The organism is Streptomyces sp. ALI-76-A, from assembly GCF_030287445.1.
In the GTDB taxonomy this organism is placed as follows: domain Bacteria; phylum Actinomycetota; class Actinomycetes; order Streptomycetales; family Streptomycetaceae; genus Streptomyces.
On sequence record NZ_JASVWB010000004.1, the window covers coordinates 1,108,863 to 1,128,244 of the forward strand.

17 protein-coding genes and 8 pseudogenes are annotated in these 19,382 nt (G+C 69.2%); 10 read left to right on the forward strand and 15 right to left on the reverse strand.

Features of this window, described 5'->3' with window-relative positions; translation table 11 throughout:
- Nucleotides 1-372 precede the first annotated feature (372 nt).
- From QQS16_RS44175 to QQS16_RS41140, 3 genes and pseudogenes are all read left to right on the forward strand, one after another.
- A complete protein-coding gene (locus tag QQS16_RS44175; protein WP_502964000.1) occupies nt 373-675 on the forward strand; it encodes an RHS repeat-associated core domain-containing protein in 303 nt (100 codons plus the stop codon).
- A pseudogene (locus tag QQS16_RS44180) lies at nt 641-775 on the forward strand (hypothetical protein); the annotation flags it as partial. The gene QQS16_RS44175 and the pseudogene QQS16_RS44180, both read left to right, overlap by 35 nt.
- Before the next feature lie 334 nt (nt 776-1,109).
- On the forward strand, nt 1,110-1,328 hold the full coding sequence (locus QQS16_RS41140; RefSeq protein WP_286067762.1) for a hypothetical protein: 219 nt from the start codon (nt 1,110-1,112) through the stop codon (nt 1,326-1,328).
- 422 nt (nt 1,329-1,750) lie between these two features.
- Here the strand turns inward: QQS16_RS41140 and QQS16_RS41145 are convergent, their stop codons facing one another.
- Both QQS16_RS41145 and QQS16_RS41150 read right to left on the reverse strand, forming a co-directional pair.
- Entirely contained in the window at nt 1,751-2,056 is a 306-nt protein-coding gene (locus tag QQS16_RS41145; RefSeq protein ID WP_353479768.1) for an ester cyclase, read from the reverse strand.
- Nucleotides 2,057-2,152: 96 nt separating this feature from the next.
- Nucleotides 2,153-2,944, reverse strand: a complete 792-nt coding sequence (locus tag QQS16_RS41150; protein WP_286067763.1) for an MBL fold metallo-hydrolase — start codon at nt 2,942-2,944, stop codon at nt 2,153-2,155.
- A 93-nt stretch (nt 2,945-3,037) separates the two neighbouring features.
- Between QQS16_RS41150 and QQS16_RS41155 the strand changes: the two genes are divergently transcribed.
- Both QQS16_RS41155 and QQS16_RS41160 read left to right on the forward strand, forming a co-directional pair.
- On the forward strand, nt 3,038-3,646 hold the full coding sequence (locus QQS16_RS41155; RefSeq protein WP_286067765.1) for an ABATE domain-containing protein: 609 nt from the start codon (nt 3,038-3,040) through the stop codon (nt 3,644-3,646).
- A 1,311-nt stretch (nt 3,647-4,957) separates the two neighbouring features.
- Nucleotides 4,958-5,797 carry a ricin-type beta-trefoil lectin domain protein gene (locus QQS16_RS41160; protein ID WP_286067766.1) on the forward strand — a complete coding sequence of 280 codons (840 nt, stop codon included), beginning with the start codon at nt 4,958-4,960 and terminating at the stop codon, nt 5,795-5,797.
- 285 nt (nt 5,798-6,082) lie between these two features.
- On the opposite strand, the gene QQS16_RS41165 is transcribed toward QQS16_RS41160, so the two are convergent.
- Nucleotides 6,083-7,285, reverse strand: a complete 1,203-nt coding sequence (locus QQS16_RS41165; protein ID WP_286067767.1) for a PP2C family protein-serine/threonine phosphatase — start codon at nt 7,283-7,285, stop codon at nt 6,083-6,085.
- A gap of 406 nt (nt 7,286-7,691) precedes the next feature.
- On the reverse strand, nt 7,692-8,081 hold the full coding sequence (locus QQS16_RS41170) for an STAS domain-containing protein (protein WP_353479754.1): 390 nt from the start codon (nt 8,079-8,081) through the stop codon (nt 7,692-7,694).
- A gap of 451 nt (nt 8,082-8,532) precedes the next feature.
- Between QQS16_RS41170 and QQS16_RS44185 the strand changes: the two genes are divergently transcribed.
- Nucleotides 8,533-8,703: an ATP-binding protein gene (locus QQS16_RS44185; RefSeq protein WP_502963977.1), complete on the forward strand. Its 171-nt coding sequence runs from the start codon at nt 8,533-8,535 to the stop codon at nt 8,701-8,703.
- Nucleotides 8,704-8,759: 56 nt separating this feature from the next.
- Here the strand turns inward: QQS16_RS44185 and QQS16_RS41180 are convergent, their stop codons facing one another.
- From QQS16_RS41180 to QQS16_RS41210, 7 genes and pseudogenes are all read right to left on the reverse strand, one after another.
- Nucleotides 8,760-9,638 (reverse strand): helix-turn-helix domain-containing protein, encoded by an 879-nt coding sequence (locus QQS16_RS41180; RefSeq protein WP_286067770.1) that lies wholly within the window; start codon nt 9,636-9,638, stop codon nt 8,760-8,762.
- A 190-nt stretch (nt 9,639-9,828) separates the two neighbouring features.
- Nucleotides 9,829-10,289, reverse strand: a pseudogene (locus tag QQS16_RS41185) (ATP-binding protein).
- A gap of 485 nt (nt 10,290-10,774) precedes the next feature.
- Complete coding sequence (locus tag QQS16_RS41190) at nt 10,775-10,909, reverse strand: hypothetical protein (RefSeq protein ID WP_286068178.1); 135 nt, start codon at nt 10,907-10,909, stop codon at nt 10,775-10,777.
- 125 nt (nt 10,910-11,034) lie between these two features.
- Nucleotides 11,035-11,352: pseudogene (locus tag QQS16_RS44190) on the reverse strand (recombinase family protein); the annotation flags it as partial.
- A gap of 443 nt (nt 11,353-11,795) precedes the next feature.
- Nucleotides 11,796-12,644 carry a triphosphoribosyl-dephospho-CoA synthase gene (locus QQS16_RS41200; RefSeq protein WP_286067771.1) on the reverse strand — a complete coding sequence of 283 codons (849 nt, stop codon included), beginning with the start codon at nt 12,642-12,644 and terminating at the stop codon, nt 11,796-11,798.
- Nucleotides 12,645-12,647: 3 nt separating this feature from the next.
- Nucleotides 12,648-13,583 (reverse strand): intradiol ring-cleavage dioxygenase, encoded by a 936-nt coding sequence (locus QQS16_RS41205; RefSeq protein ID WP_286067772.1) that lies wholly within the window; start codon nt 13,581-13,583, stop codon nt 12,648-12,650.
- Between the two features lie 192 nt (nt 13,584-13,775).
- Complete coding sequence (locus tag QQS16_RS41210; protein WP_286067773.1) at nt 13,776-13,967, reverse strand: hypothetical protein; 192 nt, start codon at nt 13,965-13,967, stop codon at nt 13,776-13,778.
- Nucleotides 13,968-14,111: 144 nt separating this feature from the next.
- Here QQS16_RS41210 and QQS16_RS41215 point away from each other — a divergent pair.
- Nucleotides 14,112-14,257 (forward strand): annotated as a pseudogene (locus tag QQS16_RS41215) (ATP-binding protein); the annotation flags it as partial.
- Between the two features lie 145 nt (nt 14,258-14,402).
- On the opposite strand, the pseudogene QQS16_RS41220 reads toward QQS16_RS41215, so the two are convergent.
- Nucleotides 14,403-14,677: pseudogene (locus QQS16_RS41220) on the reverse strand (alpha/beta hydrolase); the annotation flags it as partial.
- 137 nt (nt 14,678-14,814) lie between these two features.
- Here QQS16_RS41220 and QQS16_RS41225 point away from each other — a divergent pair.
- A complete protein-coding gene (locus tag QQS16_RS41225) occupies nt 14,815-15,573 on the forward strand; it encodes a hypothetical protein (RefSeq protein WP_286067775.1) in 759 nt (252 codons plus the stop codon).
- Between the two features lie 303 nt (nt 15,574-15,876).
- Here the strand turns inward: QQS16_RS41225 and QQS16_RS41230 are convergent.
- Nucleotides 15,877-16,445, reverse strand: a pseudogene (locus QQS16_RS41230) (alpha/beta fold hydrolase); the annotation flags it as partial.
- Between the two features lie 209 nt (nt 16,446-16,654).
- Here QQS16_RS41230 and QQS16_RS41235 point away from each other — a divergent pair.
- Nucleotides 16,655-17,545, forward strand: a pseudogene (locus QQS16_RS41235) (IS110 family RNA-guided transposase); the annotation flags it as partial.
- Here QQS16_RS41235 and QQS16_RS41240 read toward each other — a convergent pair.
- Nucleotides 17,507-17,698: pseudogene (locus tag QQS16_RS41240) on the reverse strand (TetR/AcrR family transcriptional regulator); the annotation flags it as partial. The pseudogenes QQS16_RS41235 and QQS16_RS41240 overlap by 39 nt on opposite strands.
- Nucleotides 17,699-18,111: 413 nt before the next feature.
- Here QQS16_RS41240 and QQS16_RS41245 point away from each other — a divergent pair.
- Complete coding sequence (locus QQS16_RS41245; protein WP_502963978.1) at nt 18,112-18,333, forward strand: hypothetical protein; 222 nt, start codon at nt 18,112-18,114, stop codon at nt 18,331-18,333.
- A gap of 89 nt (nt 18,334-18,422) precedes the next feature.
- Here the strand turns inward: QQS16_RS41245 and QQS16_RS41250 are convergent, their stop codons facing one another.
- Entirely contained in the window at nt 18,423-19,271 is an 849-nt protein-coding gene (locus tag QQS16_RS41250) for an RNA polymerase sigma factor SigF (protein ID WP_286067778.1), read from the reverse strand.
- Nucleotides 19,272-19,382 lie beyond the last annotated feature (111 nt).

The window sequence follows — 19,382 nt, forward strand, 5'->3', positions numbered from 1 at the left end:
CTCACCGCCCAGGACGGCACCGCCGCCATCTGCCCCACCACCCCCACCTGGACCTACAACGACGCCGGCCAGCTCACCGCGCAGAACGGCTCCACCACCGGCTGGTCCTACGACAAGGCCGGCAACGAGACGGCGGGTGGGCGTACCGCCGCCACCGCGCGGACGAACGAGACGTGGACCGACCACAGCCAGCTGTCCGCCATCATGCAAGGCGGCACGAACTCCGACCTGGTGCACGCGGGGACGGACAACTCCGAGCGTACGAAGCTGGGTTCGACGTGGTTCCACCACACCGCGCTGGGGCTGGCGTCCACCACGACCAACGGCGTCGACACCGGATTCATCCGCGAACCTGCGGGCACCCTGAATTCCATGACGACTGGGGGGAAGTCCTACTACTACCTCACCGACGCCACCGGCAACGTCCTCGGCCTGGTCGACGACGCGGGCAAGCGCACCCACACGTACGCCTACGGCCCCACCGGCCTGCCCCGCGGCACCACTACCGAGGCCGTCCCCCAGCCGTACCGCTACGCCGGCACCTACCTGGACCCGACGGGCCTGTACAAGATGGGCGCCCGCTACTACGACCCCCAGCTCCGGCCGCTTCACCCAGCCCGACCCCTCGGGCCAGGAGACCAACCCCTACCTCTATGCCAAAGGCGATCCCGTTAACAACAGCGATCCCAGTGGGCTGTGGAGTTGGTCGGGCGGCCTTGACGCATGCTTCTGGGTGTGCCTGAGCGGCGGGTACTCCAAGGACGATTTCCGGTAACAGCGGTGGCTACCTGAAGATTGGTGTGGGACTTCCGGGCATTGGTGGAGGCTTCGAAGGATCCACGGGAGGCGCAGACGCCGGACCGTCCGCTTACGGGGGCTGTGCTGCTGGTTGGGGCACCGTCGGTGGCCAAATCGGGGGTCAAGACGGGTCTCCGACAGCCAGCGCCAGTGGAGGGCTCGGAACCTATGCCTCAACCCCCACGTGCAGTGGGGGACTGCAGATTCAATTCTGACCGAAACAACCACTCGTAGTCATGGAACCGAAGCCTGAGCCCACCCCAGTCCCTTGGGCGGGCTCAGGCTCCCACATTTCGACACCAGGAGTTTGGGTGCGTATCTTCCTCTCGGCATTCGGCATCCTCGCAGGCCTTGTACTCATCATCTACAGCAAGAAATTTGCGCGCGCTGCCACAAGCCAGCGCAATGTTTTCGGCAGGGCGAACGCATCCGCTGGGGAGTCCACCGTGCGGACTGGTCCGCTGATCGTAGGAGTGTTCCTGATCATCATTGGAGTCCTCGCAGCCACCGGAGTAGGTGGGGTCGAATAGCCCGCCGTACGGCGCTGTCACGTTGTTGGGTGGCTGTCTGATGGTGCGTCGCGGTGTGGCGGAGCCCGGTTCCGGCTGTGGGCTCACGCCGCGGTGGGCAGGCTGGCGACGCCGGTTCTGCTACATCAGGCAGCAGACTCACCCTCACGGCCTTCGTCTCGGTCACGTGCACCTTGGTCGGAGCACAGGATCAGACGAAGGCCGCCCCCGCGTCCGGCAAACCCCCAGGTGAGCGACTCAGCACGAGACACCGTTTCGCGGCCGGAAGAAAAAGAACAAGGCCAGTCTGATAGTTGGCGAGTGACGCACCGTGCGACGCCGCGGTTCTCGGTGTGGGCAGTCGGAGCGTTTCGCTCCAGGCGCCCGCCGTCGGTGGGCGGCGGTGAGGGGCGCAGGGCGTGGCCCTGTCGAGGTGCGTGCCGTCAGGCGGTGGGGCCGGCCGTGAGCTGGTCCATGATGTCGGCCAGGTTGTAGTGGGCCCGCTTCTCGATGATCTTCCCGTCTTTGAACGTGAACAGGTTGAACATGGAAAAACGCGTCGATGAACCCTGCGGCGCCGGGCCGGGGGCTGTCGATCTGGGGGTAGAAGACGAAGTCCGGGTGGAACATGCCGGTGAGCGTGTCGTAGTCGCCCTGCTGAAGGGCCTGGTAGAAGTGGTGCACGAGGCTGGCGTTGGTTCCGGTAGACATGTGATCGGGTCCTTCTCTGTCGTTCTGGCACGGCGCAGGGGACGCCGCGAGAGGTTGCTCCCAGGGGCGGGGCTCGGTGTGTGGGGAGCCCCGACCCTGGCACGAGGTCTCGGTTCCTGAGTGGCGGTCCGGGCTCAGGCGCGCTGCGCCCAGTCCTGGTCCAGGCGGTCGGTCAGGCCCGCGGCGGCGAAGGCTGCCTCCAGCTCGTCGCGGCCCTCGGTGAAGTGGGCCCAGCTGTCGTGGTGGACCGGGACGACGCGGCGGGCGTCAAGAATCCGGGTGGCCTCGGCGGCCTGGGCGCTGTCCAGGACGATCAGGTTGCCGTCGAAGAGCATGGGGAAGCGGGGGGCGCCGGCGAACAGGAGGGCGGTGTCGATCGGGGCGAAGCGGTCGGCGATCTCCCTGACCGCGTCGAGCGAGGCGTTGTCGCCGCTGACGTAGACCGTCGGCAGGCCCTCGCCCGTCAGGACGAAGCCGACGACCTGGCCGGCGAAAGGCTCGATCTCCTCACGCGCTCCGGGGCCGTGGATGGCCGGGACCCCGGTCACAGTGATGGTGCCGCCGCCCGGGCGCTCCAGCTCGGTCGACTCCCAGTCGGCCAGGCCCTTGGCCTTCGCCCCGAGGCGCTTGCCGCCGCCGGGTGTGGTGAGGGTGAGGGGGACGTCGGCGAGCAGGACGCGGCCGGAGGTGTCGAGGTTGTCGGCGTGCTCGTCGTGGGAGAGCAGGACTACGTCGATGGGGCCGAGGTCGGCGGGTGTGGTGGTGGAGGGGGCGGTCTTGGTCAGGGTCGGGCCACCGGGCGAGGCGTAGTCGCCGGGGCCGTCGAAGGTCGGGTCGGTCAGGAAGCGCAGGCCGCCGTACTCGAACAGGGCGGTCGGACCGCCGAACGTGCGGACCGGGAACTGGTTGGCGTTGAGCTGGGACATAACGTCTCCGTTTCTCACGAAAAAAGCCTGCGGTTAACGTGATTCCAGGCTAGGCAGACATCACGGAAAAATGCAAGCGCTACCATGAGAGGCATGGATGACACCCTGGCCGCCGACGTGGCACCGACCGCTCTGCCCCCGGCGCCGGGTGCCGACCGGTACCGCTCCCTGGACTTCGCCGACACCGCCGCCACCCTGCCCGCCAGCCAGAGCTACGACCTGCTCGCCGCCCCGGAATCCGCCATGCGCTGGCTCGCCGCCCACGACCTGACCACCCCGGACGTGCAGCTGTACGAGGTGTGTGCACAGCGGATGCGCACGCTGCGCGGACATATCCGCGCCCTGTTCGCCGCCCGCGTCGACACCACCACGCCGCCCGAGGAATCCCTGCGCGCGGTGAACGAGGCCCTCACGGCCGTGCCCACCGCCCCCCTCCTCGCCTGGGACGGGGCCCGGGGGCTGCGCCGCATCCAGGCGCACCCCACCGACCAGGCCGTCAACCACGCACTGGCGACCCTCGCCGCCGACGCCGCCGACCTGCTCACCGGTCCCGACGCCGGCATCCTCGCCGCCTGCGGATCAGCCCCCTGCGACCGGTTCCTCCTGCGCACCCACGGCCGGCGCCACTGGTGCTCCACACGCTGCGGCGACCGTGCCCGCGCCGCCCGCGCCTACGCCCGGCGCAGCGGCGCCTCGGACTGACGCACCACCCCCAAGGCCCTCCTGCCGACCGCCCGGCGGCCACGCGAAACACCTTCAGCAGGCTGCTTCCGGTTGCCAACCGACAGCCGGGCACTTGATCACTGAAGATCACTACTTTGACTCCGCCGCCGCGCGGCGGCGAGTCCGTCGAGCAGATCCAGCCCGACCTGATCATGCCCACCGGCAAGCGCAAGGGACAGAACCCCCTTCGTCGCCAGCATCTACCGGGCGCTCGCCGAACACGCCAAGCGCGAGGCGTACCCCGAAGCCGTCGAACAGGCCCACGCCGACTTCACCGCCATGAACAACGGAGCGGTCACCGAGCCGTGTACTCAAGCAGAAGCCCTCAGATCACACTGAGCTACCTGTTCCCTCGCCCCGCATGGCCGCTGTCAGCCGACCTCTGACCCTCAGTGACGGGAACGGCGATGGGCTCGCCAACTATCGTCGACCACCAACTACGTTCGACCACACACTCGTCACCTGCGGGATTCCTCCGGTCGTCCGCCAACTATCAGCAGCCGTCACAGCGAATCGGACTGCAAGGGTCAAACCCCGCCCCCTTGTCCAGCGTGGTCGGCCTGACCACGAGCCCGACCACGACCCCTTGTCCAGGTCCGCTACCGCCCCGACCACCGCCGGTGTTTTCCCTTGTCCACGTTCGCACCGGTCACGGTCAGACCGCGGACAAGGGGGTCCCGTGCACGCTGCTCCTTCGCAACGACCGCCCCGGCCGGGGCAGCGAAGGAGACGAACCGATGACGACCACCCACCCGAGGGCCGGGCAGCGGCACCGCTCGGGCCGACCACACCGGAAGGCCGGCCCGTGGCGGGCAAGCCCAAGGGGACTCCCTGGGTGCCCACTTCGAAAGTCACTCAGGAACCCCCTTTGGTGCCCGGCACCCGAGGCCGTAGGAAAACCCCTTGTCAGAGCGGGAATCGGCGCGAAAACCGCACCGTCACAACCCTCTTCTCTCCTCCTGCTGTCCGTGGTGGAGGAGAGCATCGGGTTCCGGGGGGCCCGGACGCCCTCCCAGGCCGGGCGCGGCCAGCGGCGGCGGCCAGTCGGCGGCCGGTCGCGAGTGATGAGGGAGCAGAACTGATGGCGGGGAAACGGGAGACCAACCCGGCGGGGTCGACGAACAGCTACCGCGGCGACGTGCTGCGCGTGCTCGGGGCGCTGAAAGTCGCGACGGCTGATCAGATCCAGCGGATCGGCGCCCCCCACCTGACCTTCCGGCACGCCGACAAGGAGACGCCGTCGAAGCAGAAGCAGGCCCGCACCGCCTCGCACACCGGCGCCTCTCCGACATGCGCAAGCACGGCCTGTCCGAGAACGGCGGCTCCACCGAGACGGGGGAGAGGCTGCGGAACCTGACCCTCAAGGGCCTGAAAGTCGCCTCCTACGAGCTGCGGCGCCCGGTGACGGAGATGGGCTCCACCGCACGCGGCGCGGGTTCCAGCGGGGCCTCCCACCCGATGGCCGTCAACGAGACGGTGATCGCGATGCTGCGCCCGAAGCCGGACATGGCCAAGCCGCCGACGACCCGGCCGACGTCCGGGCCGCCGCCCAGGCCGCCGTCGACGCACCGGACGGCATCGGCACGATCGCCTCGTACTGGACCGAGGGTCCCACTGCCCGCCACCGGCACGTGGAACGCGCTCGGCAAGGGCGGCGCCCAGGCCGACATCGTCCTGTCCGCCCCGCAGGACCAGGTGCCGCTGCTGTTCACTGAGGTCGACAACTGCCACGAACCCGCGGAGGAGCTCGCGGGTGTGGACTGCAACAGTGCCGCCGCGTATGTGTGGACCTACGACTCGGCAACCCAGCACCTCGTTGCAGGGGACGGCCACTGCCTGGGAGTCTGGGACGTCGTTGCCACCAAGGTGGTCATGGAGCCGTGTAGCGACACGGACGCCGACCAGCGCTGGGGCGCCTACAAGAACAGGGACGGCTACACCAGCATCTATCTCACTGCCGACGCCACCGACCCGGTCAATGACCTGCAATCAATTCGTCGTCTTTACATGTACGAGACTCTGGGCGACATCAGCGCGGGGGAAAGGTCGTACTACACCACACAGGTCAGGAAGGTCAGTGCCCCGGATACTACGCGGAGACGGGCTTCACGTTGCTTGCCCGTGGCCTGACCCGCCATCGTGCCCCCGTCACGGCGATGGGGGACAAGTGGGGCAGCCGCAACGGCTACCCCTCAACGCCGAGCAAGTCAGCGTCGCGGCCCTGCTCCGCTGGCGAGCCCGACCAGTGGCGCATCCGACAACCCCGGTGGCACCGTGCGCGAGCGCCTAGCAGGTCGGCGCCTGCTTTCAGAGCCCGGCGCCTTGCCCTGCCGCATCTGCTGGCGGACGGGCCTGTGCGCGGCGTCCGACGCAGCCGTCCGCCTCCGCGAGTCTTGGCGCTCGGCCGGCTCGCTCTCAGGCTGCGTTCGCGTCGGTGTCACCGTGCCATTCGCAGAACAGGACGGTGGCGTCGTCGGCCAGTCGTCCCTGGTGGTACTCCAGGACGGCGTGCATGAGGCGGCGCAGGGTTTCCGCGACAGGCAGGTTGTCGGCATGGTGGCGGATGATGAAGTCGGTGAAGCGCTCCACGCCGAACTCCTGGCCGTCTCTGTCGCGGGCTTCGGTGATGCCGTCGGTGAACAGCAGTAGCCGGTCACCGGGCTCCAGTTGCTCGGTGCACTGTTTGATCGGCAGATTGAATCCGCTGCCCATCGGCCCGGCCGGCGGGCAGCGCAGTGTGCTGGCCCAGCGGCCGCCGCGGATCAGTACCGGCAGCAGGTGGCCGCGGTTGACCCAGCTGAATCTGCCGGTGTCCAGCTCGAGGTCCGCGAGGATGCCGGTGGCGTAGCGGCTGTGCCCGAACTGCTCGATCAGGGTGTCCTCGATGGCTCTGCTGGCTTCGGGGATGGTGGCGCCGGCGCGGCGGTGGCTGCGGCAGGTGGCCATCGCCAGAGCGGCGGTCAGGCCCGCGGAGGTGTCGTGGCCCATGGCGTCGAAGACCGCCAGGTGCAGGATGTCACCGGCCACTGCGTACTCGAAGGCGTCCCCGGCCACCTGGTAGGCCGGCTCCATGAAGGCGCTGACGGTGGCCCGTTGGTCGGCGAAGGTCCGCGGCGGCATCATGCTCCACTGCAGTTCCGCCGGCACGCCCATCGGCCGGGTTCGGGTCAGCCGGGCGTGGGAGTCGCTGTTGGCCCGTTTGGAGACCAGCAACAGCCCGGCCATCGACGCCAGCGCCCGCATCACCTCTTCATCGGGTCTGCCCCCGTCGTCGGAGCCGGGCTCGACATGCAGGACTCCCAGGCGTTCAATGCCGTCCAGCACCGGCACCCAGCACGCCCCGCCGCGGGCCGGCGTGGTGACCTCGGTGATCTGGTAGGCGCGGCCCGGCAACGTGCCCTCGATCCGGTACTCCTCGCCACCTTCGCCGGCGCTCAGGCCGATCCCGGTGACCTCGCGCAGCACCTCCTCCTGAAGATCCGCCACGAACAGCCGGGCCCCGCCCGCACCGGCCTGCCTCGCCGCGGCATCGAGCAGGCGGGGCAGCTGCTCGAACGACGCCCTGTGGCTGGCGTCCAGCAGCCCGGTCAGCGCCCGCGCCAGATCCTGCGCCGTCATATCCGCCGCCGCTGGCCAGGGCCGCCGTCATCCAACTCGTCCGTCATGACCATCCCCTGCAAGGGCAAGCCCGAAAAGGGCCCGCGGATCGATACACATGCCACCGGGGACCACAGGACTCAGCCCGAAGGAACGACGCCAGCGCGACCAGCCCGTCCCGGCCCCTCGGCGGGACTCCGCCAGGACGACGATCTCCACAAGCCTCCCACCCCGGTGCGCCCCCCAACAAGCGACCCCAGGAAGAACACGCTCCGGGCGTCGGCGTACTCCTGCGCCCGTTGAGCCGGCTCCGGCGACGTTCGCCGTCAGCATCGCGGACAAAGTCACATGGTGCGGGCGGAATTGGCTGGACTGGGCAGAGAGGGTGATATGACCGAATCGGGGCCGTGGGGGTGGCGGCCGCGGTTCAGGCGGCGGTCCGTGCTGCGAGGGCCCCGCTGAGGGTGGGGTACAGCGGGATGACGTCGTCGAGGCCGACGATGTGCAGGACATCGAGCACGGGCGGCGCCACATCGGCGAGGCGCAGCCGGCCGCCTCGGGCCCGGGTCGTGTTGTTCACGGCGACGAGGACGTTGATGCCGCTGGAGTCCATGAAGGTGACGTTCCGGAAGTCGATGACCGCATGCCGGGGGCAGCCGCCGTCCGGGGTCAGGGCCTGGCGGAAGGTGTCGGCGGTGGTGTGGTCGATCTCGCAGGCCAGGGCGAGGACGTGCACGCCGTCAGTGGTGGGGTGCCGGGTGACAGTCAGGCGGGCCTGGCTCGTACCGTCTCCTGACCTGTCCGTCGTAGGCGGCACTCGCCGCTACGAGACCGCCATCCACGCAAACCTACGCCACACCGCGATGTCAACTGCCCCCGGCCAGAACCTGAAGCGCTCTTGGTGGGAAGCGGGGAAGGCGACGGAGCGGTTGTGGTGCAATGCACCTCTGGCACAGTGCGAATTTCATGTGCTGATCACTCGAAATGGGGCGGGCGCGTGGAGCAGACCGCGGGGGATGAGGGACAGAAGGCAGAGGGCAGAGGGCAGAGGGCAGAGGGCAACAGCCTCCCGCTATCGGCGAGGCTGCCTATGACGGCGACTCTTCCTGTATCGGTGACGCACGGCACCTGGCCACCGGGTTCCTGACCGAGGTGCAGGCCGTGCACGCGCTGCCGGTGTCGGGGCGGGCGATGGGCATGACGCAGCTGGTGGTCAGCGAACTGGTGACCAAGGCGGTGAAGTACCGGCACGCGCGCCAGGCCCCGTCATGCTGGAGTTGCAGATCAGCGAGGGCGCGGTACGGGTGTCGGTGTGGGACAGCGACCCCGCCCTGCCGGACGTCGCCGCCAGTGACCCGCAGCGCGTGGGCCGGCACGGCCCGTCAGCCAGGCGTACGAGGTACGCCGCGAACCGGTCGGCAAACGCGTCACAGCCGTGATCACACTGGCCGGCGATCCCGGCGGGAACATCGCCGGCCGCACCACTGTGCCGCGCTCAGGGGTGGCTTGCCGCGTCGGTGTACGTCTTGGTGACGTCGGTGATGAAGTCGCGGCTGTTGTCGGGGCTGAGGGCCTGGGTCTGGAGGTGGTCGTGCAGCACGCTGTAGTGCCGCACGTCGGATGGCTTCTCCAGATAGAGGTCGCTGGTGTACCGCTCCAGATACACCACTGCCGCCGACGCTGCGGGGCTGTCGGTGAACCGCAGGATGGAGAACTGGCCTGACAGGCCCGGATGGGCGCCCGCGGTGTAGGGGAGGACCTGCACCGTGATGTGCGGCTCGGCGCCGAGCGCGGTCAGGTGTTCCAGCTGTTCACGCATGATGTCCGGGCTGCCGACGATGCGGCGCAGTGCCGATTCGTCCAGGACGATCCACAGACGCAAGGGGCGGGCGGGGTGGTAGATCCGGTGCTGGCGGCGCAGCCGCACTTTCAGGTGCGTGCCGGCCTCTTCGGCGGTGAGCTGGGGAATCGGTTGCCCGATGATTGTGTGGGCGTAGGCGGGGGTCTGCAGCAGATCGGGGATCGTCATGGGCTCGTAGGTGTGGAGGGAGGTGGCGTCCGTCTCCAGGGCGATGTAGCCACTTTGGGGGATGTCGCCGTAGGCGTGCCACCAGCCCGGTTGCCCGGATTCTTTGGCCATCTGCAGCAGTGAGTCGATGACCTGCGGGTCCGTCACCCCGTAGATCGCGCACAGGTCGCGCACATCGCGGGGGCCGATGGTGCGGCGGCCGTTCTCCAGGTGGCTGATCTTGGGCTGGGAGACCATGAGCCGTTCGGCCACTTCGGTGCTTTTGAGCCCACTGGCCTGGCGGAGCCGGCGCAGCTCTGCTCCCAGACGGCGTCTCCTGACGGTGGGGTTGCTGTTCGCCGTCACGAGCGGTTACCTCCGGGCCTCAAGCCAGCGTGCTGGTCCGCAGACTGCCACGGACAAGGGCTGTTGATCAGGCGCCATGCCGTCGTGTTCCCCGCAGTCAAAGCGGACTGTGACCTTGTCATTTGCCTCTTACGGCAGGAACTGCCAGGTGTTCTGCGGGGAGAGACCGAAGCAGGCGCTGGGCGGGCGGTCACATCAGACGGCCCGCCGGGTGCCCGCCGGGGTCGTCGGCCAGCACAATGGCGGCCTTGATGCGCTTGCCCACCGGTTCCCGGCGCATCTCGAAGCTGCGGCACACGCCGATCACGATTCCATACCGTGCTGCCCGACCCGGCCCGGATCAGCGGCCTGGGCCACCGGCAGCGTGGGATCGGTGTCCCACACGCTGATCTCCACCGCGCCGTCGTTGATCTCCAGATCCAGCAGGCACGGGCCGGGCGCGTACTTGTGCGCGTTGGTCACCAGCTCGCTGACCACCAGCTGCACCATGCCCATCGCCCGGTCCGACACCGGAATTCCGTGCACGGCCTGCACCTCGGTCAAAAAGGCGCGGGCCGCGTGCCTGGCCTCGGTCACCGGCTCATCCCCGGCGAAGGCCAGAGCCGACAGTATCGGGCGGCTGTCCAGTGGCAGATTTTCGTTTTCGGGCACCACTGGGAGCACACCGCCACCCTCGTCCTGAGCAACACGGTCAAGGCTCGTCGGATACCCCCGAAACCACACGGCACACCACAGTCAGACGCGTCCCCTCACCCGCCCCACGTTTGGGATCGCGATGCGGACCGCGATCCGAAGGTACTGCCGAAGCTTTCGACGACGGGGAGACCGGGACCATGCATGCCCACGGCTGGGCGCGTGCCCCCGCAGCCCGAAGCCCCGCCCAGTCCGCCGCCTCGCCTGAGCCTCGTACCGCGCGGACAAGGCTGAGGCAGGTCCGCAAACGCCACGGCCCCGGGGGATCAGCCATGACATCCCGGGGCCTGGCATGGGGGGGCGTACTGTCCAACGGCGCCGCGCCCCCGCCGTCACGCGGGCGCCGGCTGCGCCGTCCTGGGCGCGGCGAGTGCCTCCACTCGACTCGTCGGTCCGGACGGGGTGCCACATGGGTGCTGCGGGGCGGTCGTGGAGCAGGTCGGTCAGCGGTGCCGCGATGTGTGGAGCATGTCGTCGGTGATGACCGGCGGCCGGCCCCCGTGCTTGCCCTTGCGGGCCGCGGTGTCGAGCCCTTCGAGCGTGGACTCGCGGATGTTCTCCCGCTCGGTCTCCGCCATCGCGGCGAAGAACGCGAACAGCAGCTCCCCGGGCCGGTGGGGTCGTAGATGCCGGGCAGGGGACCTGCGACCATCTCCAGGATGAGGCCGTGGGCGGTGAGGTGGTCGGCGAGCGCAGTGAGCTCAGCGGCGTCGCGGCCGAGCCCCTTCATCTCGTACACGGTGAAGACGACCCGGCAGTGCGGGGCGTGCGCCTTGACCTCCCGCGCGGTCCGAAGAGCCTCCTCGAACTTGGGCCGCACGCGGATGCGGGTGCTGATCTTCTCGGCGAAGATCTTGTCCCTCGGGATGCCGTGCCCCGCGAGCGCGTCGAGCTGGGAGTCGAGTTCCTGCCCGAGAGTCGAGCAGCGGGCGTAGCCGATGCGGATGCCCGCGCTCGCCAGGTCCGGGTCGATGGGCGCCGGGGGCGGGGTGTCTGCCAGGCAAGTCAAGGCCGTGGTCAAAGAGTCAGCGGGCCCGGGCGGGATCACGTCTGCTCGCGACACTCGCGGTGGGCCTGTCCCGTCACACGGTCCTGCGCGCTCTGCTGCGCAGGCGTGGATGGCGGCGCTCAAGGGAGCCGAGAGCTGATCCTCCGTCTGCGCCTCGTCGGCGGCCGGCCGTGCCCGCGCGGCGGAACAGCGTGACGGACAGCGCGCCCCTTGGGGCGGCGGGGAGCCCTGCTTCTTCAGGTTGTGCAGTTCGGTGGTGACACGCGGGAGCGGCCTCGGACACTCGGCAGCCGGCCGTCCTTGCGAACCGGCTGCCGCCTGACCTCGGCGCGATGGCGGTCGCCCGTATTTCGCGACCGAGGCCGCCCGTGTGCGTGCACCGGCGGCCCCGTCCTCACGAACCGGCGGCCTCACGCACTGGCAGCCGCCCGCGTGCCCGCGCCGACCGCCCCTCCTCACGAACCGGCAGCAGCCCGTGTCAGCGCACCAGCCGCCGCCGGAAAGGAGTCCAGGAACAGCGCTCCTGCCAGGAGGCCGGCGCTTCCCCGGGGGGTCCACGCGCGCGCGTGGAGGTCGGCGTCGAAAGCGGTCAGGGCTGCCCGGCCCTCTTCCGTCGCCGTACCGCCCGACTCCAGAACTCCGCGGGCGGCCGCCTGCACGTGGCGCAGCCCGAGAGGGCCCGCCGTGTGCAGGAGTTCGGTGTCCTGGAGTGTGGACATCACGGTGAGCAGGGCGTCGAGCCGGGCCTCGGTCTCCGTGGCGCCCGCCGAGCGCGCGGTGGTGAGCGCGTCCAACGCCCGCCGTACGTGCGGGAATCCGGCCCGCGCCTCACCTCGTGCTCCGGCGGCCCCGTACTTCGCTGAGACCGTCGAGCCGCGCGAGGGACGCCGCGGGGCCCGCCGGTCGGGGTGAGCGGCGATCCGCTTGGCGGCGGCGGCCACGTCCCGGGCCCCGGCACGGGGGTCGAGGGCGGCCGCGGCGACCAGCAGTCCGAGCACCCACAGGGCGCCCCGGTGGCCGCCGCCGGCGAGGCCCACCGAGTGCTCGGTGCACCTGCCGATCGCGCCCAGTTCGGTACGCAGCTGGGGAGTCGGCTCACCGGTGCGGCGGGCGGTGGCGGCCATCGCCGCGAGGCCGGGTACGAGTGCCGTGGCCGACCACCGCAGCGAGCAGTGGTCCGAGTGACCGCTCCGGGCCCCGAGACCGCGGGGGTCGGGCAGGCCCGGCTTGGGGGCGAGTGCCAACTGCCCGGTCAGCGCGTCAACGGCGGTCCGGGCCAGTACGTCGTCCTCGGGGCTGTGCATGCGCTACGAGGACGTCGAGGGAGAGGCGCTGCCGCTGGGCGGGGCGCCCGTGGGAGCGTCCCCGGGGGCACCGCTCGGGGGAGTGCCCCCACCGCCGCTGCCGGCACCGGTGTTCTCCGCGTCGGGGTCGACGCCGAGGGTGAGGGAGCCTTTGTAGCCCTTGGACGGGGCGTTCTTGTGGACGGCCTTGAGGGTGAGCAGGCCGCTGGAGGCGCCGCCACCGTCGTAGACCATGTCGTCGTCGAGGGTGGTGTAGGTACCGGAGTGCTTCGCGTAGGGCTCCAGCGTGAAGATCTCCTCGGCGATGTCGTCGGCGAAGAACAGCTGGCCGGTGTAGTTGACCTTGCCGCCCTCGTAGGTGCCGTCCTCCTTCTGGCCACCGGTGTGCACCTTGAGATGGATGTGGCAGGTGCGGGGGGTGTACCAGCCGGGGAAGATCGTCTCGAACTTGACGACTCCGTTGGCGTTGGCGACCTGGTAGCCGCGCAGGTAGGTGCTGTCGTTCGCGGTGGAGCCGTCCTCGCTCTCCGCGGGCGCGGAGCCGCCGGGGTTGGCGGTGGTGTAGCCCGAGTAGTAGCCCCAGGCGTCGCAGTGCCAGATCTCCACGGCCGCGCCGGGGACCGGGGTGCAGCCGTCGGTGGCGTCCACGACGGTGAGCCGCAGTGTCAGCGGGACACCGCTCTTGCCCTCGGTGATGTCCTTCCGCACCAGCGCGCCGTCGAGGTAGTACGGCCCCTCGGTGACGCTGGACATCAGCTGCATACAGGTGCCGCCGGTCGAGGCCGCGGAGGCCGACGCGCTCGCCTCGGCCGTCGTGGCCGTGTCCGCGAAGGCCGACTGGTATCCGGCGATCGCGATCCCGCCGGCCGCGACCGTGCCGCCGGTCACCGCGAGGGCGCGCCGCCGGGTGATGGAGGTGTTCCTGTGGTTTCCCGTCATGACCGGTACGCTAGGCAGGCGGCCCGTCAACAGCCTGAGCGGACGCTGTGCGCGAGCTGAGAGTGCCTACCGCGTCCCACTCCCGCATCCGTGCCGGCGTGTGGCTGGCCAAAGATCGTCTGTTGGGTGGGCTCGTTCGTGGGCTGGAGCCGCGGAGATCTGGGCCGTCACCCGGTCCGGAGCGGGTCCTGCTCACTGTTTTCCGCTGTTTCGATGACGTGGAACGCACATGTCGTTGTCGATGGTCACCGGGCTGAACCCGCGGGCCCGCCAGGAAGCGACGAACGCGTCGACGCACGCGGCCTGGAACTGCCATGGGTCTGTCGCCAGGGGTTCCTGCGGGATGGCCCCGCCCGCGATGACCTGGAATCTCGCCTCGGCCACCGGCACACCTTGCTCGCACCTGAACGGTCAAGGCAACACCTGGAAAACCGGGGTGCTACCGCGAGAACCAACGAGGACAGCGGGACGGGATACGGCCAGGTGGCACCGGCAACTCTTGTGAGGGAACAAGTGCCAGGCCCAGATGGCTGGACCAAGACCTTCACCGACCCCGCCTCTGCGCGGCCATCGTCGACCGCCTCACCTTCAACGGCACCATCATCGAGACCGGAACCGACTCCTACTGCCTCGCCAGCACCCGCGCCCGCGCCGAGCACGCTGAAGCGAATTGACGGGAGCCCCATGTTGGCCCGCTGCCAAGGGGCAGCGGACCAACATGACAGCAGCCACGAGGATTTCCTCATGTACCGCCAGTTACGGATGTGACGTTCAGCGACCACCATAGATGGGTGCCGCCCCGGCGAGTCTGATTCGGGTCTAGGCTCGGAAGGCCTTCCGGAGGGGTTCGCCGAACTCGGCGGGGTGCGTGGTCAGGCCGGTGTGCCCGCCGGGGAAGTGCCAGAGTTCCGTGCTGAGATGCTCGGCCAGGAAAGCGGCCGGACGGTAGGGCAGTTCGCCGCGTGAGTCCTGGCCGCCGGCGAGTACGAGCCGGTCCGACAGTTCCTCCAGCCGTTGGATGTTCGGGGGTAGGACATGAAGCTCGGCACGATGCGACCAATGAAGTAGGGCAGGTTGGCCATCGTCCGCTTGGCTGTGGACACGAGAACGGGAGTCATTTGTTGACGACTTCGGGAGGCGCTTCGCGTGGCGCTGCCATGATCAATGTCTATGAGTTTGGGAGTCACAAATAGCGGCCGGACACTACCCCACGGCTTGTCATACTTTCCGTATGGAGACGCAAGCTCTCAAGGACGCGCGGCGTTGGCTCGCCGAGCGGGGCGTGGTCGAGGTCGGTGACAGGTGGGTCGGCGTCGAAGGGCCGGAGCGGCCGTTCACCGCAAACGAGATCGCGCATTCCTGGGCTGGCGAGGTGTTCACCGACGAGAGCATGGACGTGGCCGAGCAGGCCCGGCTGGCCTTCGGGATGCTGGATCTTCTCGACGACTACTGGGTGACGTGCGAGATCCGGTTCGCGGACCGGGGTTCGCAGGGGCCGCTGCCCGCCGACGTTCTTTGGGGCGGCTATCGCCGACGACTGGGGGCGGATCGGGATGCCGAGGCCGTCAGCTACTCCCTCTGGGTCGACTGGTTTGAGGATCGCGAGACCACCGCGACGGCCTTCGCCGAGGTCCTTGGGAACGACATCGATCACGTCGTGGCGGAGGGGTCGGACGCCCCACTCCGCCGTGCCAGCCGGGTCCTGGCCTGCTCGGGGCCCGTGCCCTGGCTCGTGAAACAGAAGGCGTACGACACCGTCGTACGGCTCCCCGCATTGCATGTGCCGCTCTTCAAGGGCCTGCTGGCCGGCTACCACGACGTCTACGGCGACCTGGAGCCGACGGCCGCACTCGCTCTCCTCGCACGGCTGCAACTGCCCGCGGACACCCCGCATCTCCCAGCACTCCGGTCCGTGCTCGTCGCAGGCCACCGGAACCACTACCGCAGCCCCCACGCCTGGGACGACGCGGTGCGGGCCTCAACGAACTGAACTTGGCCACCCCAGGGCGGAGACGGACCCAAGGACTCCCGCTCTCGCAGGGCATCAAGCCTCCTCCCCCCTGGAAACCGCCGATCGCGTGAACCCAATGGCCCCCGGGCGGCCCACGTCACGGGCTTCAGACCCACACCACCGGCCTGCCTGAGCCCTCAATCGGGCTTCACACGACGACTGCGACCGTTGAGCGAAGCCCGGAATGACTGCCTCCCGTTCTCGTGAACACCGCCTATTCGCTCAAGCGTGCGACTCCCAATGTCGCGTCAAAACGACGTCGCTACTCGTGTACAAAACCATCCGCTCAACCCGCGCTGCTGCCTGTGGCGGAAGCTTGATCTCGGCCTTCGGCTCGGTGGTGTCACCGTCCTTCTTCAGACCCGCGGCGAACACGGCCATCGCCGGCATGAGCCCCTCTGCGTGGAACTTTGCCTGTACGCGCGCGATGAGCGCGCGATGGTCAGAGGCGTCCGGCAGGACCTCCACTACCGGTGGTTCGTGCGCCACGAGGCGTTCGACGCGTTCGGGATGGGCGGTGAGCAGGTGCAGAGCGGCGATCGCGCCCGAGCTGGAGCCAAAACGCGCGCGGGCTCACCGGGTGACAGCAGTTCCAGTATCCGGAAGGCGTCGTCGGCGTGGTCGGCCACTCGCTGCTCGGCCTCGGGGTCGTCCAGCGTGCTTCGGGACATGCCGCGTGGGTCGTAGGTCGCGACGGTGTATTCGGCGGCGAGGTCGTCGGCTATGCCGTCGAAGGAGGCCGCGTCGCCCGCCCCTCCGGGGATCAGTAGCAGGAGCGGGCCCTGGCCGCGCACTTCGTAGTGCAGGCTCGCGCCGTTGACGCGCAGGCTGCCGATGGTCGGGTCGGTCATGCGGTGTCCTTAAGAATGTTGGCGGTCCGGGAGGACCGGGTGTGGCTGATGCGAGGTTGCCGCTGATGGCTCAAGGAGAATGGCCGCCCGGTCCTCCGGGACGCTCCGACCACTGATTGAGAACTGCGGTCATCGCTGCTTAAGGACCTGTCGGCGGAGTGTTCTTCGGACCACGGAAATGCTGGTCCGAAGGGAACGGAACGACAGGATTGAGCACGTCTCACAAGCGGATATGGGTCGGCGTCGATGCCGGCAAAGGGCGTCACTGGGCGGTGGCCGTGGATGCCGACGGCGAGACCCTGTTCTCGACGAAGGTGATCAACGACGAAGCCTAGATCCTCACGCTCATCGAGACCGCTCGCGAGAGGGCCGACGAGGTGCGGTGGGCAGTGGACATCAGCGGCCGGGCCTCCACCCTGCTGTTGGCCCTGCTCGTCGCCAACGGCCAGCGGGTCGTCTACGTACCCGGACGCACCGTGAACCGCATGTCCGGCGCCTACCGCGGAGAGGCCAAGACCGACGCCAAGGACGCGAAGGTCATCGCCGACCAGGCACGCATGCGCCGGGACTTCGCGCCGCTGGAAACACCCCCGGAGCTGGTCTCCACCCTTCAACTGCTGACGAACCACCGCGCCGACCTGATCGCCGACCGTGTCCGGCTGATCAACCGGCTCCGCGACATGTTGGTCGGGATCTGTCCCGCCTTGGAACGAGCCTTCGACTACTCCGCGGCCAAGGGCCCCGTCGTCATGCTGACCGAGTACCAGACCCCGGCCGCCCTGCGGCGGATCGGCGTCAAGCGCCTGACCACCTGGCTGGAGCGGCGCAAGGTCCGCGGGGCCTCGGACGTCGCGGCCAAGGCTGTGGAGGCCGCCCAGTCCCAGCAAACCGCCCTGCCCGGCGAGAAGCGGGCCGCCAAACTGGTCTGCGACCTCGCCCACCAGCTCCTGGCCCTCGATGAGCGGATCAAAGACAACGACCGGGAGATCCGCGAAACCTTCCGCACCGACGACCGCGCCGAAATCATCGAATCCATGCCCGGCATGGGACCGATCCTGGGTGCCGTAGGTCAGCTCGACCGCGCGCCGTGGTCCGGGCGCTTTTGCGGCCAGTTCAGGGTCGATCTGGATCGGAGTCTGCGTCGCCGTGTAGCGGCCCGGACGCTCGTGGGCGTACTCCCACCATGCGTTGGCGAACGCGACCAGCGCCTCCTTGCCTGCGGGACGTTGGCCCGTGCTGGCTTCGATGTGGCGTCGGCCGGTGATGAGGGCAGCCCTGGCCTGCGGGTGCGGCGGGAGACGGACTCGGTGCTGGTGGGATGGGTGCCCGGCAGCGAGTTGGATCCTGCGGGCCGGGAGGATGCCGAGTTCGAGGGCATTCGTGCTGCTCTGCGGTCGGCGCTGCTGGCGATCCTCACGCAGGCCGGTCATGCCGTGCAGGTGGACCGCGAGAGCGGTGAGGTGCGGGTCAGGCTGCTTGCGTGACCGTGGGCCGCGGGATCGACACCCGCGTCGCCCTCAGAGCGTGGGGCAGTTCGAACGTCGGCGGGAGAGGTGATGTAGGACCCGAGTCCCGGAGCCCCGCGTCGCTTCGACGGGTCCGGCACCCTCCTGAGCGGGCAGCCGACTCGCCGCACGGCCCTGCTGGGAGCACGCTGGGAGGCGTGATGAGCGCGCCGATGGTCGTACACCAGCCCTCCCGTACCGGTGGCCGGAGTGTGACCGTGCACTCGCACGCCCGGGACGAGATCCTCGGCACCGCCTACAGCGACCACGACCTGGTGGTGTTCCTTCAAGCGGCGGGCGTCGACGAACCCGAGGCAGTGTTGGACGATGCGCGCTGGGTGGAATGGCGCGGAGGCCGCCCACACGAGTGGAGAACTGCCTGAGCGGGGCCGCTCCATACCGACCCGCACAGGGTGGTGGCGTGGTGTACGGGTTCACCGCGGCCGCGAGGTGCCGTTGCGAGGTTGCGGTGTCAGTGGGTGGTGAGCATGCCCTCGCGGAGCTGCGCGAGGGTGCGGGACAGCAGTCGGGAGACGTGCATCTGGGAGACGCCGAGCTGTTCGCCGATCTGGGCCTGGGTGAGTTCCTCCACGAACCGCCAGTGGAGGATCTTGCGGGAGCGCTCGTCGAGGTCGGCGATCATCGGGGCGAGTGCGTGGAAGTCCTCCACCAGTTCCAGCGCGCTGTCGTCGTTGCCGATGAAGTCGGACAGTGCGGTCTCGCCGTCCTCGCTGCTGCCGATGGCGGCGTCCAGGGAGGAGGAGCGGTAGCCGTTGGAGGCCAGCCGTGCCTCGATGACCTCCTTCTCCTCCAGGTTCATCAGCTGGGCCAGTTCCGCCACGGTCGGGGTGCGGCCCAGGCGGCTGCTCAGTTCCTCGGTGGCGCGCGCCAGTTGGACGCGGGCTTCCTGAAGGCGGCGCGGAACGTGCACGGCCCAGGTGGTGTCACGGAAGAACCGCTTGATCTCGCCCGTGATGTAGGGGATCGAGAAGGAGGTGAACTCCACCTCGCGGGAGAGCTCGAAGCGGTCGATGGCCTTGATCAGGCCGATCACGCCGACCTGGACGATGTCCTCCATCTCCTCCGGGTCCCGGCTGCGGAAACGGGAGGCCGCGTAGCGGACCAGGGACACGTTCATCTCGATCAGCGTGTTGCGCGCGTACTGGTACTCCGGCGTGCCCTCCTCCAGCCGGTCCAGCTGCTGGAAGAACAGGCGGGTGAGCTCACGCGCGTCCTTCGGGGCGACCTTCGAGGGGTCGGCCACTCCCGGCAGTTCAGCGCACTGCGCATCCGCCATCGCCGCTGCCGTATCCGTAACCATGTGTCCCTCCCCTTGTCGGCCATGCCGACACCGGCCCACCTCTACTCGCCCTGCCGCGCTTACCCCCTCTCCCCACCTTCATGCCTACTCCTTCCGCGACATCGTTCAACC